This is a genomic window from Burkholderia sp. F1 (assembly GCF_050813845.1).
Taxonomy (GTDB): domain Bacteria; phylum Pseudomonadota; class Gammaproteobacteria; order Burkholderiales; family Burkholderiaceae; genus Burkholderia; species Burkholderia ubonensis.
Genome location: NZ_CP172422.1, coordinates 431,869 through 458,732, shown reverse-complemented (window position 1 = coordinate 458,732; position 26,864 = coordinate 431,869). Strand labels below are relative to the sequence as shown.

Here is a 26,864-nt window from a genome sequence, read left to right as displayed (position 1 = left end):
CGCGCAGTCTGCCTCGGTCACGGGCACCAGGCTGCCGGCATCGCCGTCTGTCATGCTTATCGTCGGCGCCTGGAGGAAGATTGCACTGCCCTTCAGGTGGATGCCCGCTTCATCGATCGTGACGGTTCCGCCGGGACCGGCGAGTTGAGCCCGCTTCGCGCCGGACAGGCTGCTTTCTCCGCTGTCAGCGAGACGCAATTGATTGGCGTCCGAACTCGATACGGGCGCAGGCAGTTGCGGAGCGAAATCCGGCGATGCCCCGATCGGATTCTGTTGGTCCGACTTCACCGCGTCGCCGACCGCTTTCCCGCGCACCGTCACGGTGTACGTATGGCCGACGTCAGCCGTCCAGTTCTGCACGACTCTGTCCGTGCGATTCAGGCCGACCGTACTCGCCATTTCCATCGCGACATTGCGCAGATACAGGCCACCGACATTGACGTTGTAGGCCATGCCGACATTGAGCATCGCGCCAAGGCCGACATTGTTGACCGATGCAAGCGCCACGGTCTCGAACTTGTAGCCCCCGGTACTCAGGGTCCAGTTCCGCCCGATCCTGTCGTCCTCGTCATTGCCGACGGATTTGCTGCGATCGTGGCCGACGGTCAGTGACTCGTTGTGCTCGACCTCGATGCGCTGGTCCTTTTCGGCATGAATCCAGATCTCCTCCTCGCCCCTCTTGTCTTCGATCCGGATGGCATTGGCCGTGTGGACGTTGCCCCCCTTGGTCGACCGCGAGAGAATCCCGCTCTGCGTCGAATTGGCCGGCAACACCCAAGGCGGCATATTTGCCGAGTTGTAGACGCTCGAGATAATGAGCGGCCTGTCCGGATCCCCATCCAGGAAAATGACGACCACCTCGTCGCCAATTCTCGGTATCTGAACCATCCCGAACCCTCGCCCGGCCCACGGCTGCCCGACTCGAACCCAGCACGAACTGCCTTGATTCCGCTTGCCGATGCGATCCCAGTGGAATTGCACCTTCACGCGGCCAAGGTTGTCGGTATAGATTTCCTCTCCGTCCGGGCCGACGACGATCGCCGTCTGAGGCCCGGTGATGAGTGGGCGCTCGATCGTGAACGCGGGACGATATGGGATCTTCTTTCGAATGCACGTAAAGCTGCCGTGATACGTCGCCGCGCCATCGCCGGCCTGATAGTTGTTCGTCCCGCTGTGCGTGACCGTGGTCAGCAGAAACTGCCGATCCTCAGGCTTCGCGCTGTCGTAATCGTAGTGATCGAACAACTCGAAGTATCTGCAAGGCGCCAACCGCCGGCTGGTCGTCGTCCCGACGAAGACCTTGCTGTGCGCTGCCAGCGCCTCCGTCCTGAATCGAACGAGCTCTTCCCCGCGATCGCCGTCAGGGAAACCGTATTCGCCGAGATAATCGTAGATTTCATACGCCGGCACCTCCCCTTGATTCACGTCCGTCCCTCCCGACACGAAACGACGTGCATGGGGTGCCTTATAGTCGAACGTCTTCAGTCCAACGCTGCCGGATTCCAACTGACGACTCGCCTGGAACGACGTGACGACGGCCAGGTCGTCGAGCGCCTCGCCTTTCGAATACTGCAATCGCGAATAGCGGCCCTCTATCGGTTCTGCCGCCACCGAATTGTCTGCCAGGATCAACGTGTGCCCGTCTGTTGCATGCTCGAAGAAGAAGTACAAGCCGTCTTCCCTCATCAAGCGCTCGACGAACTCGAGATCGGTTTCCCTGTACTGGGTGCAGTAACTACGATGCTTCGTCGGCTTCGACAGCCGAAACTCGAATGACGCGATGCGGCCGTATTCCTTGAAGACGCTCGAGAGAATGGCTTCCGTGGTCTCTTCCTGAAAGATCCTGACATCGCGACGGCGCGAGAGCATCCACAGCCACGGCTGAATCGTGGCGTGATAGAGCGCAAACCCCCCGTCGTTGTCGAGATGCGAAAACGCCGTGACGTAGCCGTGGAAATCTCTCTCTTCCGAGCTCGCCAGCGCATCGCTCAATTGCAGCGTAATCGTTACCGCCTGTCCGATCAGCCGTTTCAATTCGATGTTCGGGTCCCGGGATGCAAGACGGGCACGGATCTCGAAGTTTTGGGACAGGCCTTCCGAACACTCAAAATCAACGAGCACCAGATCGGACGCCCCATCCAGTGGCGTCCGAATCGTAAAAAGCCGGTTGCTTTGAAGCTGAAAAAAGCTCGCGATTTCAGACATTTGCATGGCAGCCTCGGAATCTCCGCAGAGGGAAACGCGTTTGCGTTATGTATTTGTAATATACTTGACAGATTGTAACGTTTCGCATGCGCACAAACAAGGCGATTTCCGCGGCTCGAATGGTGAATGGAAGAACTGCTGCCCCACTATGAATACGAGGTCGGCCTGCTTTCACGTGGCCTGACGGAATTTGCCGAGCGCCATCCCAAGATCGGTGCGCGGCTCGGTGTGACTGCTCGAGGCGACCTCCATGCCGAGCGGCTCATTCAAGCCTTTGCTCTGCTTGCCGCGCGTGTCGACGCAAAACTCGAGGACGATTACTCCGAATTCACCGAATCGCTGCTTGAAACGCTATATCCGCAGTACCTGCGCACGGTTCCGGCCTGTGCGATTGCCCAATTCGACCCGGCCGCCCTCTTCGGCCAACAGACCGAACCGATCGCGGTACCGCGCGGCACGATGCTCGACGCCAACGCCGAACCATGCCGGTTCCGGACCGTCTATGACGTCACGCTATGCCCGCTGCGGGTTCATTCGGCACGCGTCGGCTCCGCGACATCGGCACCGGCGTCCGCCGAGTTGCCGGTCGACACAACCGACATCATCTCGGTCACTTTCGGCAGTGACACGCTTTCGGGCACATTCGATGGAACGATTTCGCCCGGGCCTCTACGCATCTACCTGTCTGGCAACCGGCCACTGGTCGCCGCGCTCACCGACGCGTTACTGTTGCGCGCATGCGCCGCGTACGTCGAGGTCAACGAAAATGGGCGGTGGGCGACACTATCGAAGGTGCCGATCAAAGCAGCCGGATTCGACGGAAAGGATGCGCTGCTGCCGGAAGAGCCGGCCGCCGCGCCAGCCGCATTTCGAAGTCTGATCGAGTACTTCGCATTCCCGGAGAAGTTCCAGTTCCTCGATATTGACCTGGGGCGGATTCAGCGTGCGGCGCGTGCGACCGATGCCAGGTTGCTGACGCTGCACATCGCGACAAGAGGCGAACAAAACCGACCGGCCACGACACAGGCGCTGAGCGAACTGGACGCTACCGCTTTCAGATTGTTCTGCACCCCCGTGATCAATTTGTTCAAGCGCGCTGCGCTACCCATCCGGACGACCGGCAATGCCACGGGTTACCCCGTCATCCCTCGGCCACTGACAACGGCCCATTCGCTCGACGTGTACTCGATCGACACCGTCCGCCTGGGCGAGCGAACGCCGTCCGGTCAGGAGGCGTTCTCGCCGGGGACAGGACGTCATCCGGACCTTGCAGTGAAACCGTACGCGGATTTCAGTCACGGCAGCCCGCCCCTGCCGCCGGCCGTCTACTGGAGAACCTCGCGAACGCCGTACCCGGAAGATCATGCGAGTCGTCGGGGGCTCCTGTTATCGCTGATCGACATACACGGAGAAATTGCCCGCCCAGATCATCCACAAATTGACGTCGACGTCACCGCAACCAACGGGGATCTGCCGTCCCGGTTACCCATCGGTGCGCCGGACAGCGACCTGGTGCACGAAGGCTCGGCACTTGCCTGCCCGATCACGCTGCTGACACGACCGACCCTTCCCAGCTCCCTGCCGCGCGGACGGAACATCTTGTGGCGTGTGCTCGCCGCCATGACGGCACAACCACTCGATCTGACGCAATCGGGCCTGCACGCACTGAAGGAATTTCTCGGATTGCACTTGCCGCGCACAACTTCGATCGCACGACGCAACGTGGACGCAATCTCACGGCTGGAACACAAACCTGCCGTCAGATGGATGAGCATCGACGGTCATTTTCCATCGTTCGTGCGGGGCATCGAAATCGTCCTGTTCGTGGACGAACACACCCTGCGCGATATCGCGCTCAGTGCGTTTGCACAGGTACTCGACAGGCTTTTCGCGCCTTACGCGCCGGCGAACAGCTACATCCAGTTGATCGTCCGCTCCGCGCAGACCGGCGCGAACCTTCTTCGCTGCCCGCCTCGCCCCGGGACACGTGCATTGATCTGAATCACGACGGATATCCGGTGAACGGCGGGAATCGCGCCAACGCACTTCCGGCACATTGGCAACACACTGCGCGTCTCTTGCACGATCGGCCGCATTCGATGGCCGGTCATCCACGATCTCGTGGCTCCGGTTCGCAGGTGGATCCAGCGCCCGTCGCGCGTATCGATGCTCGTGAAACGCGGTTTCGTCGAACATCCCCGACACGACGCGCGATGCCTGGCCGTTGACTTCCCCCTATTGCGACGGACTCTTATACCCGCCACACCGCCGTTATTGCAAATGATTCTCATTGCCAATACCATGCCACCTCCGTCCACGCCGAAGCCCCGCTTCCGGCCGCGCATTCCTTAGCACTCCATCGGTCATCGATTCATGCATTCACGCCGAACGCCCCGCCGCGCCCAGACGCTCCGTCCATGGCGCGCGAGCCTGCACACCCTGATCACCCTCTGCGTCGCGAGCAACGCGCATGCGGCCGCCGGCGACCGCACCGAAGCCGAGCCGGCATCGCCGACGGCGCGCTCCGCGTCGGCTGTCGGCCACGACCTGCCGACGATCAGCGTCAACGCGTCGGCCGTCGGCGACCCGACGATCGGCTACCAGCCGCGCAGCACGTCCGTCGCGGGTGCGCAGGACACGCCGCTCGAGAAGATCCCGCAATCCGTCGCCGTCGTCAGCAGCAGCGTGATGCAGGACCAGCAGGCCCGCTCGCTCGACGACGTGCTCGGCAACATCAGCGGCGTCACGCAGACCAACACGCTCGGCGGCACGCGCGACGCGTTCATCAAGCGCGGCTTCGGCTCGAACAACGACGGCTCCGTGCTCGTCGACGGCATGCGCACGCCGGGGCTGCACAGCTATCTCGCGACGATCGACCGCGTCGAGGTGCTGAAGGGCCCCGCGTCGCTGCTTTATGGCATGCAGGACCCGGGCGGCGTGATCAACCTCGTCACGCGCAAGCCCGAAGACACGTTCGGCGGCTCGATCTCCGCGACGCGCACGAGCCACGGCGGCGCACGCGCGACGTTCGATCTCACCGGCCCGCTCGGCAAGCCCGGCCAGGTCGCGGGCGGCACGCTCGCGTTCCGCCTGACCGGCGAATACGACACGAGCCGCTACTGGCGCACCTTCGGCCGCACCCGCGATGCGCTGATCGCGCCCGCGCTGTCGTGGCACGACGCGAATACGTCGATCGACGTCAGCTACCAGTACGTCGACTACACGACGCCGTTCGATCGCGGCGCCGCGCTCGTCAACGGCCGGCTCGACGATGCGCTGCGCGATCGCCGCTACGAGGAGGCGTGGTCGCGGAGCAGCGGGATCCAGGAGACGTTCCGCGCGCGCGTCGAGCATCGCCTGTCCGACGCGTGGCGGCTGCGCGCGACGTACGGCTGGGGCCGCGACCGCTATGCGCAGTACATCACGCGCGCCACCGGCCTGAACAGCGCGACGGGCGCGATGATGCGCTCGTCCGACGCGAACCTCGGGCGCAGCGATTCGGACCAGATCGCGACGCTCGGCCTGCTCGGCAACGTGACGCTCGCGGGAATGAAGCACGCGATCTACGTCGGCGGCGAATACGAGCGGCAGCGCAGCTTCCGCGGCGACACGATCCGCGGCAAGGCGGCGTCCGGCTTCAACCTGTTCGACCCCGTCTACGGCCTGCTCGCGCCCGGCAGCGCGCCGAGCAAGACGCAAAGCGACAACCTGTCGAAGGTGCACGCGTACTCGATCGTCCTGCAGGACTCGGTGAACCTGACCGACCGGCTCACCGCGGTGGCCGGGTTGCGCTGGGAAGACTGGCAGCAGGAATCCGGAATGGGGCGGCCGTTCGTGTTCGCGGACCGCTCGCACGGCCACGTGTGGCTGCCGCAGTTCGGGCTCGCGTACGCGCTCACGCCGTCGCTGACCGCGTACGCGAACGTGAGCCGCTCGTTCAAGACGAACGTGTCTTCGAACGCCGCCGCGCCGCTCGCGCCGGAATTCGGCCGCGTGGTCGAAGCGGGCCTCAAGTTCAGCCTCAAGCCCGCGATCACCGGCACGCTCGCGGTCTACCAGATCGACAAGCGCAACGTGGCGGTGACCGTCGACAACGTGACGTCGACGATCGGCGCCGCGCGCTCGCGCGGGATCGAGCTCGACGTCGCGGGGCAGCTCACGCGCCACTGGAGCGTGATCGGCAGCTATGCGTATACGAACGCGAACGACCGCGAGGCCAACCAGCCGCTGATCAACGTCGCGCATCACACCGGCAGCCTGTTCGCGGTGTACGACACGACCATCGCGAACCTGCCCGGCCGCTGGCGCTTCGGCGGCGGCGCGCGCTTCGTCGGCGCGCGGCCCGGCGATACGGCGAACCGCTTCACGCTGCCCGGCTACGTGACCGTCGACGCGTTCGCGGCCTACGAGACGACAATCGGCAAGTTCCCGACGCGCATCCAGCTCAACGTGAAGAACCTGCTCGACAAGACCTACTACCCGTCGAGCAACAGCAACCTGATCGTCGCGGTCGGCGAGCCGCGCCTCGTCACGCTGACGACGACCGTGTCGTTCTGACGGTCTCGAATGGCGCCCGCGCGCCGCGCGCCATTCGTCCGAGCAATCATCGGACCCTCGAATATCTTCCATCCGATTTTGCGATTTCCGCTCGTGATCGCGCCCCTCTAGACTGGCTACGCAGTAGCGACTGCCGGACAACCACCTCATCGGGGGACACGTCATGACCGAGCGGCATGCGCGCCGCAGCGCGCTGAAGACCTTCGGCCTCGCGGCCGGCACGGCCATCCTGGCGGCGGCGAGCCGAACGCAGGCGGCGCAGTCCGACACCGGATCGCTGCTACCCGGCGGCGGCGCCCGCCTCGCCGACCTCACGCGGCGGCTCGCCGCCACACCGAGACGGCGCGACTTCAAGACGGTGCCGATGATCCTCGAGCACCCCGACCAATGGGATCACGCGGCGCTGTCGGAAGTGATCGGCTATCGCGGCGGCCCGAAGCAGGCCTGGGACAACACCGAGCTCGGCGGTTCGTGGCTGAACCTGATGCGCAATGCGCTGAACGCGCAGGTCTGGTCGTTCCGGCACCCGGATTTCCTGGTCGTGTCGGCGACGCACGGCAGCGCGCAGCTCGCGCTGTACGACCAGGCCGCGTGGGACAAATACGGGCTCGCGAAGCTGGCCGGCGACGCGTTCCCGGCCAACACGCTGCTCGACGCGAAGCCCGCGCAGTCCACCGGCGCGCAGGATCACGAAAACGCCGGCGGCACGTTTTCCGCGCACGACAACAGCGTCGCGGCGCTGCTGCAGCGCGGCGTCGTGTTCCTGTCGTGCCACAACGCGATCTGGGAGCTCGCGGAACGGCTCGCCGGCGCGAACGCGAACCCGGACAAGCTGCCGCTCGACGCGCTCGCCGCCGACCTGACCAACCACGTGATCCCGAGCGCGATCATCACGCCCGGCGCGGTCGGCACGCTGCCCGAGCTGCAGCGCGTCGGCTTCTCGTACGCAAAGTGAGGATCGACATGACATCTCCCCGCACGCCCGCACGCCCGCGCCGGACCCGCCACATCCTGCATGCGGTGCTGGCGGGCTGGCTGTGCGCCGCCGCCCCCGTCGCACGCCCCGCACCGGCCGACATCTTCCCGCCGTGGCAGCACGGCCGGAACAACGACGCGTTGCATCGCGGCCTCGAATTCACGGTGCCGCAAGTCGACGTGCTCGCCGATTTCCACGGCGACCTGACCGCGCCGAAGCTGGTGCTGTTCGTCGGCGGCAACTATTTCTTCGTGATGGCGCCGCTCGTCGCGAAGTTCGAGGAGGATCACCCCGACTATCGCGGCAAGATCTTCTGGGAAACGATTCCGCCCGGCCTGCTCGTCACGCAGATCAAGGCCGGCGGCACGATCACCGTCGGCAACATGACGTGGACGGTCAAGCCCGACGCGTATTTCGCCGGCCTCGCGCAGGTCGACGCGCTGATCGCCGACGGCACGCTGACGGGCCCCGCCGTGCCGTACGTGACGAACCAGCTGACGATCATGGTGCGCGCGGGCAACCCGGAGCGCATCGCGTCGCTGAACGATCTCGCCAGGCCGGCGCTGCGGCTCGCGATGCCGAACCCCGCGTTCGAAGGCGTCGCGCGGCAGATCAGGGCGTCGCTCGTGAAGGCGGGCGGCGACGCGCTCGCGCGCGCCGTCTACGAGGACAAGGTGCAAGCGGGCACGGCCGAGCTGACCCGCATCCACCATCGCGAGACGGCGCTGTTCCTGATGCAGGGGCGCGCCGATGCAGGCGTGCTGTGGAAATCCGAAGCGATCTTCCACGAACAGGCCGGGCATCCGCTGGCGCACGTGGACATTCCCGCCGGCCAGAACACCACCGAGATCTATGCGGGCGCGCTGGTCAATGGCGCGCCGCATCCGGAAGCGGCCCGCGAATGGCTCGCGTTCATCCGGTCGCCCGACGCGTTCCGGATCTTCCAGCGATACGGCTTCGGCCGGTACGATGCGGCATCGGCGCCGGCCACGCGCACCGGCAATGGCGTGAACACGGGTACGGACACCGGCACGCAAGCCGCGCCGCGCGATCAAGCCGACTCGAGCTGAGCGCCCGCCGCACAACAACACAACACGACCCCGCCATGGAGGAGACTTGAACGATTCGATCGTGAAGCCGCGCCGCCGCTTCGCCGCCGCGTGGCTGACCGCGGCGGGCCTGCTGTCGGCCACGCCCGGCGCCCACGCCGGCGACGCGGCGCTCGGCAGGACCATCGCGACCCAAGGCACGGCAACCGGCGCCGCCGCCTGCATCGGCTGCCACGGCGCGAACGGCGAAGGCAACGCGGCGGCCGCGTTCCCGCGCCTGGCGGGCGTGCCGGCCGCGTATCTGTCCGCGCAACTGGCCGCGTTCGCGGACGGCAGCCGCCCGAACCCCGTCATGCAGCCGATCGCGACAGCGCTGTCCGCCCACGAGCGCGACGCGGTGTCGGCGTACTTCGCGTCGCTGCCCGCGCCGTCCGGCATCGCGGCCAGGGACGACGCGCCGGCCGCGCCGTCGGACACCGGCGCATGGCTCGCGACGCGCGGACGCTGGACGCAGGGGCTGCCCGCCTGCGCGCAATGCCACGGGCCCGGCGGCATCGGCGTGGGCAGCGCGTTTCCGCCGCTGGCCGGCCAGCCGGCCGCCTATCTCGCGAACCAGTTGCACGGCTGGAAGCACGGCGCGCGCCCGCCCGGGCCGATGGCGCTGATGCCGCTCGTCGCGAGCAAGCTGTCCGACGCCGACATCGACGCGGTGACCGCTTACTACACCCGCGCCGGCGCGCCGTCGGCCGGTTCGGCATCGCAAGGAGGCCAGCCATGACCGATCGATTCCGCCCGGGTCGCCATTCCTGTCGCCGCGCGCTGGCCGCGCTGCTGAGCGCGGCCGCCTGCGGCCCGGCGTTCGCCGCGGCCGATCCGTCGCCCGCGCCCGCCGCAACTGCCGCAGTCGCAGCTGCAACGCCAACGCCCGCGCAGCCGTTCACCCCGCCCGCCGAAGCGGCGCTGCCCGACGACGACTTCGGCAAGACCGTGAAGCTCGGCGAACGGATCTTCATGCACACGCCCGAGTTCGCGGGCAAATACGTCGGCAACCCGCTGACCTGCGCGAACTGCCATCTCGACGCCGGCCGCCGCGCGGATTCGAGCCCGATGTGGGGCGCGTATCCGCTGTATCCCGCCTACCGCATCAAGAACGGCCACGTGAACACGTTCGCCGAACGCCTGCAGGGGTGCTTCCGCTACAGCATGAACGGCAAGGCGCCGCCGAACGGCGACCCGATCCTGGTCGCGCTCGAAACCTACGCGTACTGGCTCGCGAAGGGCGCGCCGATCGGCGGGAAGCTGCCCGGCCAGGGCTTTCCGAAACTGCCGCCGCCCGCGCTGAAACCCGACTATGCGCGCGGCGCCGCCGTCTACGCGCAGCATTGCGCGCTGTGCCACGGCGCAGACGGACAGGGGCAGTCGAGCGGCGGCAAGACGGTGTTCCCGCCGCTGTGGGGCGCGCGCTCGTTCAACTGGGGCGCGGGCATGGGCGACATCCGGAATGCGGCCGGCTTCATCAAGGCCAACATGCCGCTCGGGCTCGGCGGCACGCTGACCGACCAGCAGGCGTGGGACGTCGCGACCTTCATGGACAGCCACGAACGGCCGCAGGACCCGCGCTTCACGGGGTCGGTCGAGGCCACGCGCGCGCGCTTCCACGACAACCCCGACTCGATGTACGGCCGGACCGTGAACGGACGCGTGCTCGGCGCGCCCGGCCCGCGCTGACGCGGCTGCATGGCCGCGTGGACGTGATCACGGATGCCAGCGATACACGACGATGCTGGAGCCGTTGTAGTTGTCCTTCGTGATCACGTACTCGCCGGTCGAGCGGAGATACGCGCGGATTCCGTACATCGAGTCGACGTCGTTGCCGACGTCCATCGCCGCCGTGTTCGAATTCGTCAGCGTGGTGACGAGGCTGCCGGTGTCGAGATCGAACACGTCGATGTTCGGCACCGTGTGCACGTAGCCGACGAACAGGTAATGGCCGGCCGCCGCGATCGATTTCGGGTTGGGGCTCGCGAGCGTGATCACCGGGTTCGGCGCGCTCGTGTTGCCGGCCTTCCAGCCGTGATAGACCTCGATATGGCCGTTCATCGCCGTCCAGTCCCAGTTCCCCGCGAGGCCCTGCGCGAGGATCATCGTGTCGCTGTCCGACTGGTAGACGATGCGCGTGACCGGCGCGACGGTGGCCGGCACCGGAATCGTCGTCGGCTTGCCCCATGACGGCTTGCCGGTCGCGTCGAAGCCCTTCATCAGATAGTGGGTGATGGCGTTCGTGCCGTTGAGGCCGGCCCACACGTCGCCATTGCCGTCGATCGCGAAGCCCGCGGTGACCTGCAGCGTCGTGTTGAACGGCTTGCCCGGCAGCGAGCCGGCCGGAATCGCGATGTAGCCGCTCGCCGCGTTGAAGTAGTAGAAGTTGAAGTTGCCGGGGTTCTGGCCGGACGCGACGAGAATCCGGTTGCCGCCCACCGCCACGAGCTGGCCGAAATGCTGGCCGCGCTGATAGTCCTTCATGTCGAGGCGCGGATCGCGCGGATAGGTGAACGGATCGATCGTGTTCGCGACGAACGTGCCGCCCGCGCTGCCCGTATAGATGTTGGCGCCGCTGTAGAAGAACGTGCCGTCCGTCGCCGGGTCCGGCGCGGCGATCGCCTCGAAGTTCAGCGCCTGCAGCTTCCATTGCAGCGCGCCCGCCGGGCTGTACGAATGCAGGTCGGTGCTGCCGTTGCGCCCGAGGTCCCAGCCGCCGCCCCACGCGTTGTTCAGCACGTACAGGTTGCCGGCGGCGTCCTTGCCGATGCCCGCGACGCGCGTGAAGCGCTTGTCGCCGACCTGCCCCTTGATGCCCGACGTGGTGTCGAGATAGCCCCCCTGCACGCCGAACGTGCCGACCTGCGCCGGGATGCCGAGCAGGCTGTAGCTCTTGACGTTCATGTCGGGACCTTCGTCGCCGACCATCAGCAGCCCGGTCGACGCGTCGAAATACAGCGCCGACGGCCGCGACGCGGCGCCCATCTGGATCGTGTTCATCAGCGTGCCCGCCGGGCTGTACTGCACGACCACGCCCGCGCTCTTGCGCGCGACCGACAGGTTGCCCGCGGCGTCGAGCGCGAGCGCGCCGGGGCCCGTCACGTTGATGTCGCGCTGCCAGACGCCGGCGGTCGTATAGACGCGCACGCGATTGCCGTAGAAATCGCTTACATACAGCAGCGTGCCGGCCGTCGCGAGCCCGGTGATCACGTCCGCGTACTGCACGCCCGTCCACACGCTGACCGGAATGCGCAGGTCGCGCGTATTCGTCGACCGGTTGTAGCGCCCCACCGACCCGCTGCCGAAGGTCCGGTTGTAGCCGAGCGCGACGAACAGCGACGACGCATTGCCGGTGATGGCCCCGCCCTGGAATTCGTCGTGCAGACCGATCGTGCCGATGCCCTGGCCGTTCTGGTACATCGCGACGCCGCCCGCGTTTTCGTCCCAGCGCGACGACGTGTAGATCACGCCTTCCGGCGCGACCCACATCGACCGCGCGCCGTTGCCGACGTGCGCGGCGATCGTGCCGAACGTGTTCGCGATCCAGTCGGTCGAGTATTGCGCGTGAACGGCCGACGCGATCGTCGCGAGCAATGCGCCGAGCAATGCCGCACGGATTTGTTTCATGGACATGAATAATGTCTCCCGTGACGATCGTCCCTCGACAATGTAAATCGCAGGACATGAAACATTGGTGATTGGCCGCGTATCACGCACGCGCCGGCGCCGCACTGCATTGTTCATCACCCGCATCCGGCCGTGTCAGGCTTTTTCGTCCGGCCGCCGGGCAACCGCATTTCAATGCCTTTTTTTCGGCACTTTCTCCCGGATCGTTCGAAAGCGACGCGTCATTTTTTCGTACTGCCACGCGTTTTTCCGATTTCGACGAAGCCTGACTCAATCATTGCGAATTGAAATTAGAATGCAAGCAAAAATTAATGTTCGAATATTTATGCTTCTTGCGAACATGCATTCTGCTGCGGTCGATGGCCGGCTGCGAAGGGGGCGGGAATCATGTGCGAGCGCCGCGACGACATCCCGCCCCGGGGACGATCAACGCGCGGCTTCCAGCGTCGGGCCGTCCCAGCCGTCGAGATACTTGGGCAGCGGATCGACGACGTCGATCACCCGCTGCCGATAGAACAGGTGCATCGTCGGCTGCAGCGCGTCGGGCAGCTCGCCGTCATGCGCGCGGGCATTCAGGCTGTTGGGCACGACGCGCATCCCGAGCCGGTTCGTGCCGAACACGATTTCGCCGCACGACGCGCAGAACGTGCGCGACATCGCTTTCGACGGATGCGCGAACGTCGCATTCGCGCCGGTGACGGCGAGTTGCTCGCTGCCCCACGCGGTGGCGGACAGCATGGACGTGCCGTAGAAGTCGCGGCACGTCCGGCAATGGCAATTCGCCCTGGCCGCGGGTTCGCCCCGCAGCGTGACGGTCACCGCGCCGCACAGGCAGCGCACGGAATGCTCTCGAGTCATTTCGCCTCCTTGTGAAGAGGCCCAAGTATAGAGAAGCCGCGCCGCAAGCCGGCCGCTCGTCAGAACCGCTGACGCATGCCGACGCTCACGATCGCCTGCGAACGCGCATCGGACGAGTGGCTGTTCGCCTTGTCGGACACCGACGCGGTCGCCGCCACCGGGCGCCCTTGCGCATCGAGCGTCGTGCCGGACGCGCGCTGGTATGCGCCGAGCAGGTACACGCTGGTCCGCTTCGACAGGTCGTAGACCGCGCCGAGCGTCACGTTGTGATACTGCGCGCGGCCGTCGGCGCCTTCGATCTCGCTGCCGCGCGTGTAGCTGTAGCCGGCGAACAGCTGCGTCTGCGGCTGCACCTTCCAGCGCGTGAAGACGCCCGCGACGTTGAAGGTCGCGTGACCGGAGAACAGCGAACGGTCGCCGCTGCGGTATTGCACATTGCTGTAGTTCACGCCGACGAGCGCCGGGCCGAAGTCGTAGGTCGCGCCGGTCGCGATGACCTGCTGCGACTGCGCGCTCGCGTAGCCTTCGTTGATCGACGAATTGAACAGGCCGTCGTCGGTGCTCTGCCACTTGCCGACCGTCTTGTCGTTCGCGCCGGTCTTGCTGTTGTCGGAGCGCTCGTAGCCGACGCCGACGCGCAGCGGGCCCGCCGCATACGCGGCGCCGACGCTCCACGTATTGCGCTGCTTCATGCTGCCCGGCTGGCCGCCGAAGCCGTACAGCGCGCCGAACGTGAAGCCCGCGTAGTTCGCGCTCGTGTACTTGATCGAGCTGTCGACGCGCGCGGTCTGGTCGAGGTCGTCGATGTCGCCCGGGTGCGCGCCGAACCCGCCGATGTAGGCCGACGGCCCGACCGGGCTCACGAAGTCGTCGAGCGACGTGTACTGGCGGCCGAGCGACACCGTGCCGTAGCGGTCGCTGCCGACGCCGACGAACGCCTGGCGGCCGAACTGGCGGCCGCCCTGCCCGGACGTGCCGTTGGTGATGTCGAAGCCGTTTTCGAGGACGAACAGCGCGCGCAGGCCGCCGCCGAGATCTTCCATCCCCTTGATGCCCCAGCGGCTGCCGGACAGGTTACCGGTCGTGAGCCCGACGTTCGAGTGGCCCGTGTAGCTGCCCGCGGTGCCGACCCGTTCGTTGCTGCGATAGGTGACGCCCGCATCGACGATGCCGTACAGCGTGACGGCGCTCTGCGCGGAGGCGATGCCCGCGAGCGGAAGCAGCAGCGAGGCTGCGACGAGTTGCTTGTTCATGGCTTTGGCTTGTCTCCGGGCGTGAAACCCGTTGTTCTAGGTGCGAGTTGACAGGGTGCGCGACGATGCTTGGTCGCCGGCTTCTACGAACGTGACGCGCGCCGGGCACGCTGGGGCGCGCCCGAAACGGCTCGCAATGGTAGATGGAACCGATTCCACAGGAAAGCGGAAGAATGAAAATAGTTTCTTGTGGAAAGTGAGATAGTCAGCGACGGCGCGCCGGCGCGACCGATTTCACACCGGATTCGAATCAATAGGCGCGATCGTTTTTCCGTTACGCGCACAAACGATTATCGCCATCCGCCGATAACGTTTTCCGCAAGAAATGACGGGGTTCGGCGGACGCGGTGTCGAGTACACTGGCTGGCTCGTCGATACGTCCGTATGTCCATTACGCATCGAATAAGGGCGGGCATTAAGCCGCGCGTCGATGCTTATACCAATCCATCAAGACCGCACGTTCCGCTGGAGCCGACATGCCGCAACTTCTGGCCGATATTCCCGCAGGAAAGAACGCAATCCAGGGGCCGCACCATCGCATCGCAGCGACCATCGCGACGCTGATCCGGAGTTGCAGGGGCGGCCAAAGCATCCGCCTGGACGGCGACTGGGGCGTCGGCAAGTCGACCGTCGTCCGGCTGCTCGCGCACGAGTTCGAATCGCAGCAGGCCAATCCCCCCGGCGCAGGCGATCCGGATGTCGTCGTGTTCGAATATGACGCGTGGGTGCATACGGGCGACCCGCTGCGGCGCGCGTTCTTCGAAGCGCTGGTCGCAAAATTGCGCGGGCGGTGGATTCCTCAGCTCCAGTCACCCGACGACACCGACGAATGGACCCAGCGGATCGAGTTCCTGGCGAAGCGGCTCAAGAAGACGTCGAAGCGCAGCGAACTCGTCTTCAAGGAAGACGACCAGACGATCATCACGTTGCTTCTCTGCGCCGGACTGGTCGCGCCGCTGCTGTATTCCACGATCTCGTCGCTGGCGCAGGGCAAAGGCTTTTTTACTTCCGTCGCATGGGCCGCCGTCCTGGGCTTCGGGGCTTACAAGCTGCTTCGGCCGTTGACGGGCCGCACGCTGAGTCTCTTCCTGCGGCGGCAACCGGACAGCGAAACCGTGACGGTGACGGAAGCGGGGGAACCGACGTCGCTTGAATTCCAGAACGCCTTTTTCGCGTTGCTCGGCGCGGTGCTGGGCGACCCTGCACGGCCCAATCGCAAGCTGGTGATCGTCGTCGACAACCTCGATCGCGTGGACGCCGCCGAAGTGCAGGCGACCTGGGCGCTGCTGCGTTCCTTTCTCGACAATCCGACGTTCCGGAAGGAGCCGTGGTACGACCGGCTGTGGCTGCTCGTGCCGATGGCGCGTCCCGACAGAGTGAATCCCGATTCGGCACGTGACAAGGACAATGCGCTGGAGAAGGTGTTCCAGGTTCGCTTTACGGTTCCCGACATGACGAGGCATTTCTGGCGATCGTTTTTCGAGGACCGCATGGATGCGGCCTTCGAAAGGCTAAGCAGGAAGAGCCGGAATACCGTGATCGATCTGTATGCGGAAGATCTGGACGCGAACAAGCTGACGCCGCGCGCGATCATCGGCTATATCAACAGCCTTGTTGCGCTCTATGTCGAACGCGGCTTGCAGGAGGAGCAGGAAGGCGTCGACAAGGATGCGATCAGCATCGAAGTGCTGGCTGCCTATCTGCTTTGGGAGCGAGGCTTGAGCGCCGACGGCGCCGTGCCGGACGTGCCGGACTACATGGAGCGCCTGACGGGCCGCGACGACCTTGAATCGACGTTCAACGTCATTCGACTCGGCGTGCCGGACCGGAGGCATATCGGCTACATCAATGCGCAACAGGACCTCGCGGACATCTTCTCCGGCGAGTTGACCGATGAGGCGCTCGATCAGCGGCTCAGGAGCGTCGAAGCATTCATTGACGACACGCTGGACGCGGACCGTGAATTGCGGCGCTTCGCGGTGCATGAATGCACCGTGTTTCCCGGCCCGCTGGCCGCATTCGCCCAGACCGCGAGGACATTCATCGATCAGAAGCGCAGTGCCGACGAATCGCTGAATCAGGTATTCGAAGACATTCTGATCAACCTCGCGGGAAACGCAAAGAAAGCCATCTCGGAACGCGAGGGACTGCGGTTCACGGACACGTCCGCGATCGAGTCCGTGACGACAGCGCTTTCGTCATTCGCGCAACCGGAATCCATCGCACAGGCAATTTGCGAAAAGCTGGTCGCTGTAGACGCGAGCCTGTGGGATTCTCCGATGCCCAATCTACTCCTGCGGGATGGCCTCGTCCGTCTTCTCTCGAACACTGTCGTCGCAGACTCGATACTCGATCGCCCCCAGCTGGTCACCCTTCCGGTAAAGGCGGAGTCCTATGCATCACTTGTCAAAAGCCTGAATGGAACGGAGGATCATCGCTACGTGCTTGAGAACTGCACGTGTCAAGGCGGCGATCGCGAACTCGGCAGAACCCTGATCAAATCCGCCGATGCGCAGCAATGGGACCGGGAATCCCGCTACATCCTGCACCTGCTCGGCCGGCGCGATCATGACGCATTCAGCAAGGTAAGCGCCGCAGTCATCGAAAAATTCGCGAATGCAAGCGGGGACAACTATCAACGCGCAACCGAATGCGTCACGTTGCTCGGCGCACTGGTCCGCGCGAACCCCGGGCTTGCCAGGCCCCTGATCCGTCCGCTCGCGGAAGCCGGGTTTCTCACAAAAATCATCGCGCTCAACACCCAGCTTTCGGGCGACAAGAGTGTCCGTTTCACCGCGGCATGGCTCGTGCTGTGGTCGTGGAATGACGGTGTCGCGAACGGCTCCTTTCAGGGAAAAACGGAAGATCAAGGATTGCGCCACATACGCGACTGGCTGACCAATTCGGCCACGCTGGAAGAGACCGACATCGATTCGATGTGCGACGCATTGGTCGACGTCACTGTATTCGAGACGCTGAACGGGCTGACCGACCACATCGCGTTCGTTCACCGGATATTGGACCGGTTGCCGTCGACCTTCCAGTTCGAATACCGTTCGTTCTACGGCGAAGGCAGCAAGCAAGATCAAGCTGAACGCTTTGCCGCGGAGATGTTCGCGAACGAATCGCTCCGCGATTATTTCCTGTCTGCCTATTCCAGGCACCAGCGTGCCAAGTCAACGAACGTGGCCGACAGGGAAGACAGCACGCAAGTCGAATGATCGATCGCAGCCGGGCGTCCACACCGCCCGGCACAACGAGATTCCTCAATGCAAATCGATGCGCCGCCGCGATCGTGGTATCCGGGCCTGTCGCTCCGCCAGCTGGCGCGTCCGGACCTCGATGCGTGGTACGCCTATTTATCGAACCCGGACGTCGTCCGGCACACGAGCTGGAACCTGCGCTCGCGCGACGATCTGCTGCCGCTGTTCGACGGCTTCGAATCGCCGGACCCGGAGTCGATCCGGCGCCTCACGATCGTCGACGACAACGCCAGCGGCGCGCTCATCGGGACGATCGGGCTGCACACCGTTTCCGACGTGAACCGCTCGGCGGAAATCGCCTACGATCTCGCGCCGTCGCATTGGGGGCGCGGCATCGCGAGCGCGGCATGCGCGGCCGTCGCGGAATGGGCGTTCGCCGAGTACGGCTTCGTGCGAATCCAGGGCGTCGTCCTCGCGACCAACGCGCGCTCGGCGCGCGTGCTGCAGAAGTGCGGCTTCCGCTACGAAGGACTGTTGCGCGCGTACCGCATGGTCCGCGGCACGCCCGGCGATTTCGCGATCTACGCGCGCGTCGCGACCGACTGACGCGCAGCACGCGGCAACGCCCATTGGACGGCTCGCACCGCATTGACGACCATCACAGCCTCCCCATCGCGAGAACAAGATGCACATTGATCATCTGGTACGCCATCCAGAACTTATTCCAACCGTTGCGACATGGCAGCATGAACAGTTTGGCTACCTGAATCCTGTCGTAACGCTTGAACAACGGCTGGCGCGCCTTCGTCAACTTACTGACGATTCGCTACCCCTGACGTTTTTGGCGTTGTCAGACCATGGCGATGCACAAGGAACCGCAAGCCTGGTTCAGAGTACGTTGACGCACCAACATCTTGGTCCCTGGCTATCTGCGGTGTTCGTTCCCCCCGTTCATCGCGGCAAAGGCATCGCTTCGGCATTGTCGATGCGAGCGCGTATCGAGGCATCGCGAATGGGGCACCGGAAGATTTTCCTTTTTACGCCCCGCAATGAGTCCCTGTACGCGCGCCTTGGTTGGCGAACCATAGACACGGCGCAGATTGGCGTCACTTCTGTCGTCGTGATGGAGGCGGACACCGGCGCCTGATGGACAACGAGTTGTTGCGAGGCGTCACGCGTCCGTCTCGGTGGCGTTGCCCCTGAAAGCCCGGCGCGAACGGCACCCGCGCAGCCCTCACATCACTTCAATCATCGGAGATCAAAACGACATGCCGGTTCCATCGCAGCTTCTTTTCCTGCCCGGCGCATCGGGCAGCACCGCATTCTGGCAACCGCTCGCCGACCAGCTCACCCACCCCGCCGAGCGGCGGATCGTCGCCTATCCGGGCTTCGGTGCGGAACCCGCCGATCCGGACGTCCGCGACTTCGACGGCCTCGTGCGGCGCGTGCTGCGGCACATCGACCGGCCCACCGCGGTGATCGCGCAGTCGATGGGTGGCGTGATCGCGCTGCGCGCGGCACTCGACCGGCCCGAGTGGGTCACGCACCTGGTGCTGACGGTCACGTCCGGGGGCCTCGACATGCAGGGTCTCGGCGCACAGGAGTGGCGCACCGGATTCGTCGCTGCGAATCCGCACCTGCCCGACTGGTTCGTGTCGTTTCGCGCCGACCTGTCGGCCGAGCTGGGCCGGGTCGCGCAGCCGACGCTGCTGCTGTGGGGCGACGCGGACCCGTTCAGCCCGGTCGCGGCCGGCCGCCGCCTGCTCGAACGGCTGCCCGATGCGCGGCTGCACGTCGTGCCGGGCGGCCAGCATGATCTCGCCGCCGTGCATGCGCGCGCGCTCGCGCCGCTCGTCGACGCGCATCTGCAGCGGATCTGATCCGCTGAACGCCGCGCGCTTGATGTCAGGGTCGTTATCCCGAGCCGCGCGAATCGGCGGGAGCAGCGTCCGCTCGACAATCATCTTTCCCGTTCCAGAAATTTTGCCTCCTTCGTTACTGTCTCCGCAGCCTTCATATGGCTTGTGCAAGGTCAACAACAGGCCCAGGGGCGCCGCTTTCCAGACAGTTCCGAAGGATTCGAAAAAATAATTAGTAAAACTGACATGAAAAACGCCAGTTTCCCCCTGGCGATCGATGAAAGTAGCCAATGCCGTTGTCCGCCCACATCCAGTTCACTTTCTCTTCCGATCCGACTTGGAAGACGAAATCTGCAATCCCTGCGCCGTGCTGGATCTCCTTCGGGTATCCGCCAACCTTGGTGCCCGGATACCGATTGAAGTCATCAAAGAAGCTGTCGGAGGCCGCTTCATCACCATTTACGGCAGATAGATCGACGACATCCCACGCATCCTCCCACCCCGGAGTGTCATCAGTGACGCTGAGCCATCGAATTGGAAAGGCCCGATACGGCGTTGCAAGTTCAGGAAGCAACTGCAGGCCGTCAAGACTGGCGTACTCTCGAATAAGCCACCCTTCTCCATGTGGCCTGTCGAATGGATGGCTTTCCATGTTGTGGTACAGAACAAGAAGAGCGGTGCGCTTCAATTGATCAGGAATAACGGGAAGCTCATCGACCCGTATCTGCAGGAGCGGAAACATAGGTTTGCCGGCCCACATTGGCAGCCCCTCGCTTGCGAGGGCGAACCCTTTCAAGAACCAGGATGTCAGGGGATCCTCAGGAGGGCGAAAACCCCCAACTTCCGCGACTGATGCAGGTCGCATTTTCGACCTGAGTTTTTTCAACGCCAAGTCGCCCTCGGGTGTCATGCCTGCTCCCCTTCAGAAAATCTTCGCATATTGTCGAAAGATACCATTGCCGACTGCCCTTCTTGTCGCCATCGATGCTGCCTTCATGCGGTGGAATCAACATTGTCAACGGACCCTAGCCGGCGAGATCGCGCAGCGTCAGCCGCGCCTCGAGCCCGCCTTCCGGCCGGTTCCGCAGCGTCAGCGCGCCGCCCATCGCGAGCGCGAGCTGCCGCGCGATCGCGAGGCCGAGCCCCGTGCCGCCCGTCTCGCGATTGCGCGACGTCTCGACGCGCCGGAACGGCTCGAACACCGCGTCGAGCTGATCGTCCGGAATGCCGGGCCCGCGGTCCAGCACCGCGATGACCGCGCCGCCGTCGGGGGCTGCCGTCACGTCGATCTCGGCCGCACCGGAGAACTTCAGCGCGTTGTCGACGAGATTGCCGACGATGCGGCGCAACGCCTTCGGCCGCGTGACGAGCGCGATCGGCGCGCGGCTGTGCAGCGTCACGGCCTGCCCCGCGTCCGCGTAGTCGCACGCGATGCTGTCGAGCAGCGCATCGAGATCGGTGCGCCGCGCGGCTTCCTCGGTGCCGTGCAGCGTCTTCGCATATGCGACGCCCTCCTTCACGAGGTGCTCCATCTCGATCAGGTCCTGGCGCAGCTTCGCGCCCTGCGCGTCGTCGTCCATCACGTCGACGCGCAGCCGCATCCGCGTGATCGGCGTCTGCAGGTCGTGCGAGATCGACGCGAGGATCTGCATGCGCTCCGCCATGTACTGCGCGATGCGGTCCTGCATCGCATTGAACGCGCGTGCCGCGCGGGCGACCTCGGACGGGCCGTCCTCGCTCAGGCGCTCCGCCTTCAGGTCGGGGCCGAGCGCATCGGCGGCCTGCGCGAGCTGCTTGAGCGGTCGCGTCGCGAGCCGCACCGCGAGCCAGCAGCACGCGGCCAGCACGGCGAGCTGCAGCGCGAGCACGAACGGCAGCCAGCCCGACAGCGGCACCGTCGACATCGGATGGATGTCGATCGTCAGCGGCGACCCGTCGGTCAGGCGCAGATGCACCTGCAGATGCTCGCGGTCGCCGGGCATCGCGTTCGCGGTCAGCGGGTATTCGCCGCCGATGCCGTCCGAGATCGACCGCTCGACGCGCGCCGACAGCCGCGCCTGCGGCGGCGTGCCGGTCTCGCCCGGCCCGAGGATGAACTGGTAGCTGCGCCGCGCGAGCCGCGGCAGCCACTCGGCGCGCTCGGCGGGCGGCAGATGGTCGAGCAGCGCCACCGAGCTCGCGACTTCGCGCTCGATGTACCCCATCATCAGGTTGGTGGTGGCCTGGTCGCGCTCCATCAGCGTGAGCCAGAACGACAGCGTCTGCGCGAGCACGAGGCCCACGCACAGGATCAGCGCGAGCCGCGCGAACAGCGTGCGCGGCCACCGCCCTATCGCGCGCGGCGTCATGACGTGCCTTCGATGACGGTCACCGCCGCCGAGAACACATAGCCCTCGTTGCGCAGCGTCTTGATGTAGCGCGGCTCGCGCGCGCCGTCGCGCAGGCGCTGCCGCAGGCGGCTCACGAGCAGGTCGATCGAGCGGTCGAACGGATCGGACTGCCGCCCCTGCGTCAGGTTGAGCAGTTGGTCGCGGGTCAGCACCCGTTGAGGGTGGTCGAGGAACACGCGCAGCAGCCGGTACTCCGCGCCGCTCAGCGCGACCAGCGTGCCTTCGGCGTCGAGCAGGTGCCGCCCCGTCGTATCGAGCCGCCATTCGCCGAAGCCGAGCATCCCGGCCGCTTCCGTCACCTGCATGCCGGGCGGCAGCATCCGCGTGCGGCGCAGCACCGAGCGGATCCGCGCCAGCAGCTCGCGCACCGCGAACGGCTTCGCGAGATAGTCGTCGGCGCCCATCTCGAGGCCGACGATGCGGTCGGTTTCCTCGCCGCGCGCGGTCAGCATCAGCACCGGCACCGCGCGGAACTTGCCGACGCGCAGCTCGCGGCACAGCACGAGGCCGTCCTCGCCCGGCAGCATCAGGTCCAGCACGATCAGGTCGGGGGCGCCGCTGTCGAGCACGGCGCGCATCTCGCGGCCGTTCGCGGCCAGCGACACGCGCATGCCGTTCTTCTCGAGGTAGTCGGCGATCAGTTCTCGAATGCCGCGATCGTCATCGACGATCAGTACGTGGTCGGTCTTGTCCATGAAGGCGATCGAAGGTGCGGCACGTGCCGCGGGAATCCGGATGGGCGATGTCCGCTTTATACCGCAAGTGGCGCGGCGGTTTGTATCCCACTGTATCCGGCCCGTGCACGGATACACGACATTGCAAACAGGCGGGGTGGCGGACACATGCCGGATACGCCCGCACGGCCCAATACGGTCTGTCGAAACCCGAACGACCGCGGCCCGCACCGGGCCGGCCGCGGCCCCGATCCACGGAGGATGTCCCATGTTCAGACGATTCAAGACCGCCGCCGCCGTTACCGCCTTCGCTGCTGCCGCTGCATTCGCGGCATTCGCCGAGACGCGCGGCCAGACCGTCCCGCCGATGGCGGAAGCCGGCGCACCGGCGCCCGAACTCGCCGGCATCGAGCGCTGGCACAACAGCGCGCCGCTGACGCTCGGCCAGTTGCGCGGCAAGGTCGTGCTCGTCGATTTCTGGACGTATTCGTGCATCAACTGCATTCATACGATTCCGTACGTCAACGACTGGTATCGCAAGTACCGGGATCAGGGGCTGGTCGTGATCGGCGTGCATACGCCCGAGTATCCGTTCGAGCGCGATGCGCGCAATGTCGCGGATGCGGTGGGGCGCTTCGGTATCCGTTATCCGGTTGCGCAGGACAACCGCTATGACACGTGGAACGCGTACGGGAATCGATACTGGCCTGCGTTGTATCTGATCGACGGGAATGGACGGATCGTTTACACGCGCTTTGGTGAAGGGGCGTATGACAAGACCGAAGCGGCGATTCGTGATGCGCTGGCGCGGACGGCGAAAGCGGCGCCGATTGCGCAGGCGCAGCGGGACGCAGCGCGGACGCAGTAGCCTCTGTTCGCGCCGTGCGGGCTGCGCGGCTTCGCGCCTGCCACGCGCGCGCTTCGACACGCGCCTAGGGGCTCTCTGTTGGTTCAACCCACAGCCTGGTTCAGCCTGGTAACGACTTGTGCCAAATCCTGACGTGAAAACGGTTTGACGTTGATAGTCATGACCGGCTTTGCGGACGACTCAGTGAAGATCCGTAGTCCAAACGTTGGCCCAAACCTGCTTTTTGCATCCGAACCGCAAATATCAAATTTCTTCACGTCATGAAAGAGTACCCGCCGGGTGCCGACAAGCCCGTGATAGACGAGTGTTTCTGCGTCCCACGAAACGCGGTATCGAGTGAGCGGAACAACTACGAATGGAGCACCAACTAACAGGGATACTATTCCATCCAACTGTCCGAGCCGCAAAGCAAGTATGCCGGGCAGGAAAATGATGCCGCCAATCGCACAGAAAATAACAACGGTAAGTCGTGAAGGCTTGATGGTTGTCATGAAGGCATTTCCAATCTGACTACTTTTCCGCCGGCCACGAGCAAGGGTCTCCATAGCCCGGGATTCCGGAAAAATTACGACCACCTTGTCGCCGATTCGCGGAATCCGAATCATCCCGAAGCCACGTCCAGCCCAGGGCTGACCGCCGCGAACCCAGCACGAACGACTCTGATTGCGCTTACCCAGGCGGTCCCCATGGAACTGCGCCTTCACGCGGCCGAGAATATCCGTGTAGATTTCCTCGCCCTCCGGACCCACGACGATCGCGGTTTGCGACCCGATGATCGATGGTCGCTCAATCGCAAAAGCGGGACGATACGGAATCTTCTTGCGGATGCAGGTGAAGCCGCATTGACAGGTCGCCGCACCTTCGCTGACCTGATAGTTGTTTGCATCACCAACTGCTAATCCTCAGGATGTGCATTGCCGTGATCGTAGTGATCGTCCAGCTCGAAGTATCGGCACGGCGACCATCGCCGGCTAGTGGTCGCTCCAGCAAGAACCGTTCGCGTTTCATCGCCAACCTCCTTCCAAGGAGTCACGCGTCGAAACACTAACATCAATTTCGGTCCAGGATTTCTATATTCGCCACCCTATGCAGAAAGGGCGTGATTCAAAACGTCGGTCCAGGCTACTTCCTGACACCGCAGCTTGCGGCAAGCGACCGGAACTGCACCAGACATTCCGGTTCGACAGCCTGGGTGAGGCGCTGCATGCGTTTCATCACGGACCATTCAGGCACGTTCCCGGCAGCTATGTCGCTGTGGTCAGCGCAAAGCGAACGGCTTATGTCCCGTCGCCTTCAACGCGGCATTGATATCGGCACGCGTGTTCACGGCATGACCGTCCATCAGGCAATCCGATTGCACGGGCTTTGCGCCAGCAGCAAATCCCACGCCGTGAAGATCGGTTGCTGCCCATTGCGGGCTACGCTTTTCCAGCGCGAACATCATGATCTCGGTCTGGTCATCCGTCATCTCCAAATGACCTTCCTTATCCGCCAGTGCGACGCACATGAATGCGGCATCATGGTCTTTCACCAGATCAACCACAAAATAGTGATAGTCCTTCAGGACCGGATCGCTGTCGTTCAGCCGGTGGACGGCTGCCAGTATGTGGGCGCGGTCAGGGTCGCTCTTGTCCAGATCACGGGCATACGCCACATTGGCCAGGGCAACGGTGAAAATCGCTGCACATGCGGCGAGTTTAGAGAACTTCTTCATCAACAATATTCGTGCAAGAAATGAATCGAACGATATAGACAGTCACTAAGAGGCAGCGCGACAACGGCCGACGAAAGATACGAATTTACATGGTCGTGAAGAACATCCCCAGGCAGGGCACATCACCCCCTCAAACGCGATACGCCAACCGATTTATCGAACTCGCCGACACCAGCATCGTCATACTCAGACGACGGATTAGCGATAGCATCGTCGATGCGCCAAAGGCCGTGCTCCCGCACGAGGATCAGGTCGGTTCGCCCGTTCGTCACCTGCGTATTCTTTCCCTCGGTGTAGACCTGCTTCCACAGAACCTTGACCCGCGCTTGCGCGCCATTCTGCTGAATGATGACCGGCCTACCCCTCACCTTCAGAACGGGCGCATGGTCGTTCAAGTAATCATCGTCCGAATCCTGGTCCGCCGTTCGAAAATCAGGCTTCAATCCGGCCCATTCCGTATCGACGCACTGCTTGCCGACCTTACTCAAGAGCGCGCCTGAGAAGACATCGCCAAAGATTGCCTGGTAAGCCTGCTCACGAACCTTTTTATCGCTGAACTTCTTGTCGACATAGGCGTGAGTCTTCGGATTGAGATGGCCAAGCGCGCAAACAATGTCGCGGTACGGAATCTTGTAAACCTTCTCGGCCAATGCGCCTATGCTCTGAACATCCGTCGCGGGGAGAGCCGGACTTTGCGAAAAAGCGGCTGCGGAATAGATGACACCCACCAGCACGATCAGATGATTCGAGCCCAGCATTACATGTATTCCCTGAGAATTATTGAAATCAGCCTTCAGTTCGTTCGATTTGCTCGGCGGCACGACTATAGTGCACGAATCCGCCGATGGTACGACGATACGCACATCGGCCATGCGCCCGTCGATCTCGGCACGCGTCTCCCGCTCCTACTCCCGCTTCGCGTCAGCCTCCGCGAGCATCGCCTCCCCGATCACTCGCTCCCCCGCGCGACCAACGCCTCCCCGCCCCCGAATATCCTCCACCGCCTTGTTCTGCCCCAGCTTGCGCTTCCCAACCAGCCGCGTGATCTCGATCTGCAGCCCGACGATCGACTGCAGCATCGTGTCGAGGTAGTCCTTCGGCGCGTCGCCCATCTTCCACGGATCGGGCAGCGCTGCTTCGTGCGTGCGCGTCAGCCGCGCGACCAGGCCGCGCACGAAGCGCTCGTCGTCGCGCACCGTGATGCGCCCGTGCGCATGCACGGCGACGTAGTTCCACGTCGGCACCTGCCGGTGCGTCGCGTGCTTGCTCGGATACCAGCTCGGCGAAATGTACGCATCGCCGCCCCGGAAAATCACCAGCACCTCGTCGCCGTCCGCGACGTCCTGCCAGACCGGATTCGCGCGCGCGACGTGCGCATGCAGCTCGCCGAGCCCGCCGTCGCCGGCGATCAGGTCGAACGGCAGGTGGTTCGCATCGAGCCCGCTCCAGCCGTGCGTGATCAGGCTGCCGAACGGGTGCTGCGCGATCAGCGCGTGCAGCGTCTCGATGCGGGATTCGTCGAAATGGGCAGGGACGTACATGGCGGCTCCACGGTCAGGCAAGGATCAAGAGGCTCACGGGATCGCCCCGTG

The 26,864-nt window shown here is 64.5% G+C and carries 23 protein-coding genes and 2 pseudogenes; 13 read left to right on the top strand and 12 right to left on the bottom strand.

All coding sequences use genetic code 11. The features are described from left to right. Window positions 1-426 precede the first annotated feature (426 nt). Window positions 427-2,211, bottom strand: a pseudogene (locus tag ACFIMZ_RS21110) (type VI secretion system tip protein VgrG); the annotation flags it as partial. A 120-nt stretch (window positions 2,212-2,331) separates the two neighbouring features. Between ACFIMZ_RS21110 and tssF the strand changes: the two are divergent. The 6 genes from tssF (at window position 2,332) to ACFIMZ_RS21080 (ending at window position 10,515) form a co-directional block, all read left to right on the top strand. Then, window positions 2,332-4,206, top strand: a complete 1,875-nt coding sequence (gene tssF, locus ACFIMZ_RS21105) for a type VI secretion system baseplate subunit TssF (RefSeq protein ID WP_431824272.1) — start codon at window positions 2,332-2,334, stop codon at window positions 4,204-4,206. 372 nt (window positions 4,207-4,578) lie between these two features. Beyond that, window positions 4,579-6,762 carry a TonB-dependent siderophore receptor gene (locus tag ACFIMZ_RS21100; protein ID WP_431824271.1) on the top strand — a complete coding sequence of 728 codons (2,184 nt, stop codon included), beginning with the start codon at window positions 4,579-4,581 and terminating at the stop codon, window positions 6,760-6,762. A 163-nt stretch (window positions 6,763-6,925) separates the two neighbouring features. Next, window positions 6,926-7,717, top strand: coding sequence for a transcriptional initiation protein Tat (locus ACFIMZ_RS21095; RefSeq protein WP_431824270.1), 792 nt, complete (start codon window positions 6,926-6,928; stop codon window positions 7,715-7,717). 8 nt (window positions 7,718-7,725) lie between these two features. Then, a complete protein-coding gene (locus tag ACFIMZ_RS21090) occupies window positions 7,726-8,808 on the top strand; it encodes a molybdate ABC transporter substrate-binding protein (RefSeq protein WP_431824269.1) in 1,083 nt (360 codons plus the stop codon). 46 nt (window positions 8,809-8,854) lie between these two features. Beyond that, on the top strand, window positions 8,855-9,565 hold the full coding sequence (locus ACFIMZ_RS21085; RefSeq protein ID WP_431824268.1) for a c-type cytochrome: 711 nt from the start codon (window positions 8,855-8,857) through the stop codon (window positions 9,563-9,565). After that, complete coding sequence (locus tag ACFIMZ_RS21080) at window positions 9,562-10,515, top strand: c-type cytochrome (RefSeq protein WP_431824267.1); 954 nt, start codon at window positions 9,562-9,564, stop codon at window positions 10,513-10,515. Before ACFIMZ_RS21085 ends, ACFIMZ_RS21080 begins: the two co-directional genes overlap by 4 nt. A gap of 27 nt (window positions 10,516-10,542) precedes the next feature. On the opposite strand, the gene ACFIMZ_RS21075 is transcribed toward ACFIMZ_RS21080, so the two are convergent. Further along, complete coding sequence (locus ACFIMZ_RS21075) at window positions 10,543-12,459, bottom strand: SMP-30/gluconolaconase/LRE-like region family protein (protein ID WP_431824266.1); 1,917 nt, start codon at window positions 12,457-12,459, stop codon at window positions 10,543-10,545. 65 nt (window positions 12,460-12,524) lie between these two features. Between ACFIMZ_RS21075 and ACFIMZ_RS21070 the strand changes: the two genes are divergently transcribed. Continuing rightward, window positions 12,525-12,722: a hypothetical protein gene (locus ACFIMZ_RS21070; RefSeq protein ID WP_431824265.1), complete on the top strand. Its 198-nt coding sequence runs from the start codon at window positions 12,525-12,527 to the stop codon at window positions 12,720-12,722. A gap of 157 nt (window positions 12,723-12,879) precedes the next feature. On the opposite strand, the gene ACFIMZ_RS21065 is transcribed toward ACFIMZ_RS21070, so the two are convergent. Both ACFIMZ_RS21065 and ACFIMZ_RS21060 read right to left on the bottom strand, forming a co-directional pair. After that, a complete protein-coding gene (locus tag ACFIMZ_RS21065) occupies window positions 12,880-13,311 on the bottom strand; it encodes a GFA family protein (RefSeq protein ID WP_431824264.1) in 432 nt (143 codons plus the stop codon). Window positions 13,312-13,370: 59 nt separating this feature from the next. After that, on the bottom strand, window positions 13,371-14,564 hold the full coding sequence (locus tag ACFIMZ_RS21060; protein ID WP_431824263.1) for a porin: 1,194 nt from the start codon (window positions 14,562-14,564) through the stop codon (window positions 13,371-13,373). A 476-nt stretch (window positions 14,565-15,040) separates the two neighbouring features. Between ACFIMZ_RS21060 and ACFIMZ_RS21055 the strand changes: the two genes are divergently transcribed. The 4 genes from ACFIMZ_RS21055 to ACFIMZ_RS21040 all read left to right on the top strand — a co-directional run bounded on the left by ACFIMZ_RS21055 (window position 15,041) and on the right by ACFIMZ_RS21040 (window position 19,647). Next, complete coding sequence (locus ACFIMZ_RS21055; protein WP_431824262.1) at window positions 15,041-17,785, top strand: P-loop NTPase fold protein; 2,745 nt, start codon at window positions 15,041-15,043, stop codon at window positions 17,783-17,785. Between the two features lie 48 nt (window positions 17,786-17,833). Further along, window positions 17,834-18,373, top strand: coding sequence for a GNAT family N-acetyltransferase (locus ACFIMZ_RS21050; protein ID WP_431824261.1), 540 nt, complete (start codon window positions 17,834-17,836; stop codon window positions 18,371-18,373). Between the two features lie 79 nt (window positions 18,374-18,452). After that, on the top strand, window positions 18,453-18,914 hold the full coding sequence (locus ACFIMZ_RS21045) for a GNAT family N-acetyltransferase (RefSeq protein WP_431824260.1): 462 nt from the start codon (window positions 18,453-18,455) through the stop codon (window positions 18,912-18,914). 121 nt (window positions 18,915-19,035) lie between these two features. Next, window positions 19,036-19,647 carry an alpha/beta fold hydrolase gene (locus tag ACFIMZ_RS21040; RefSeq protein ID WP_431824259.1) on the top strand — a complete coding sequence of 204 codons (612 nt, stop codon included), beginning with the start codon at window positions 19,036-19,038 and terminating at the stop codon, window positions 19,645-19,647. Window positions 19,648-19,858: 211 nt separating this feature from the next. Here ACFIMZ_RS21040 and ACFIMZ_RS21035 read toward each other — a convergent pair whose 3' ends face one another. From ACFIMZ_RS21035 to ACFIMZ_RS21025, 3 genes are all read right to left on the bottom strand, one after another. Beyond that, a complete protein-coding gene (locus ACFIMZ_RS21035; protein WP_431824258.1) occupies window positions 19,859-20,536 on the bottom strand; it encodes a DUF1963 domain-containing protein in 678 nt (225 codons plus the stop codon). Window positions 20,537-20,651: 115 nt separating this feature from the next. After that, window positions 20,652-21,974 carry an ATP-binding protein gene (locus ACFIMZ_RS21030; RefSeq protein ID WP_431824257.1) on the bottom strand — a complete coding sequence of 441 codons (1,323 nt, stop codon included), beginning with the start codon at window positions 21,972-21,974 and terminating at the stop codon, window positions 20,652-20,654. Beyond that, complete coding sequence (locus ACFIMZ_RS21025; RefSeq protein WP_084909581.1) at window positions 21,971-22,711, bottom strand: response regulator; 741 nt, start codon at window positions 22,709-22,711, stop codon at window positions 21,971-21,973. The genes ACFIMZ_RS21030 and ACFIMZ_RS21025 overlap by 4 nt, the downstream gene beginning before the upstream one ends. A gap of 247 nt (window positions 22,712-22,958) precedes the next feature. On the opposite strand from ACFIMZ_RS21025, the gene ACFIMZ_RS21020 reads away from it, so the two are divergent. Next, a complete protein-coding gene (locus tag ACFIMZ_RS21020; RefSeq protein WP_431825324.1) occupies window positions 22,959-23,558 on the top strand; it encodes a thioredoxin family protein in 600 nt (199 codons plus the stop codon). Between the two features lie 83 nt (window positions 23,559-23,641). On the opposite strand, the gene ACFIMZ_RS21015 is transcribed toward ACFIMZ_RS21020, so the two are convergent. Together ACFIMZ_RS21015 and ACFIMZ_RS21010 are read right to left on the bottom strand one after the other, a co-directional pair. Next, entirely contained in the window at window positions 23,642-24,049 is a 408-nt protein-coding gene (locus ACFIMZ_RS21015; RefSeq protein WP_431825466.1) for a hypothetical protein, read from the bottom strand. A 123-nt stretch (window positions 24,050-24,172) separates the two neighbouring features. Further along, window positions 24,173-24,262: pseudogene (locus ACFIMZ_RS21010) on the bottom strand (hypothetical protein); the annotation flags it as partial. Between ACFIMZ_RS21010 and ACFIMZ_RS21005 the strand changes: the two are divergent. After that, entirely contained in the window at window positions 24,245-24,457 is a 213-nt protein-coding gene (locus ACFIMZ_RS21005; RefSeq protein WP_431825465.1) for a hypothetical protein, read from the top strand. The pseudogene ACFIMZ_RS21010 and the gene ACFIMZ_RS21005 overlap by 18 nt on opposite strands. A 359-nt stretch (window positions 24,458-24,816) precedes the next feature. On the opposite strand, the gene ACFIMZ_RS21000 is transcribed toward ACFIMZ_RS21005, so the two are convergent. The 3 genes from ACFIMZ_RS21000 to ACFIMZ_RS20990 all read right to left on the bottom strand — a co-directional run bounded on the left by ACFIMZ_RS21000 (window position 24,817) and on the right by ACFIMZ_RS20990 (window position 26,813). Beyond that, a complete protein-coding gene (locus tag ACFIMZ_RS21000; protein WP_431824256.1) occupies window positions 24,817-25,272 on the bottom strand; it encodes a hypothetical protein in 456 nt (151 codons plus the stop codon). A 122-nt stretch (window positions 25,273-25,394) separates the two neighbouring features. Next, the gene (locus tag ACFIMZ_RS20995) at window positions 25,395-26,144 is read right to left on the bottom strand and encodes a hypothetical protein (protein ID WP_431824255.1); all 750 of its coding nucleotides are present in this window, start codon (window positions 26,142-26,144) and stop codon (window positions 25,395-25,397) included. Between the two features lie 33 nt (window positions 26,145-26,177). Next, window positions 26,178-26,813 carry an FMN-binding negative transcriptional regulator gene (locus tag ACFIMZ_RS20990; protein ID WP_431824254.1) on the bottom strand — a complete coding sequence of 212 codons (636 nt, stop codon included), beginning with the start codon at window positions 26,811-26,813 and terminating at the stop codon, window positions 26,178-26,180. Between the last annotated feature and the right edge of the window lie 51 nt (window positions 26,814-26,864).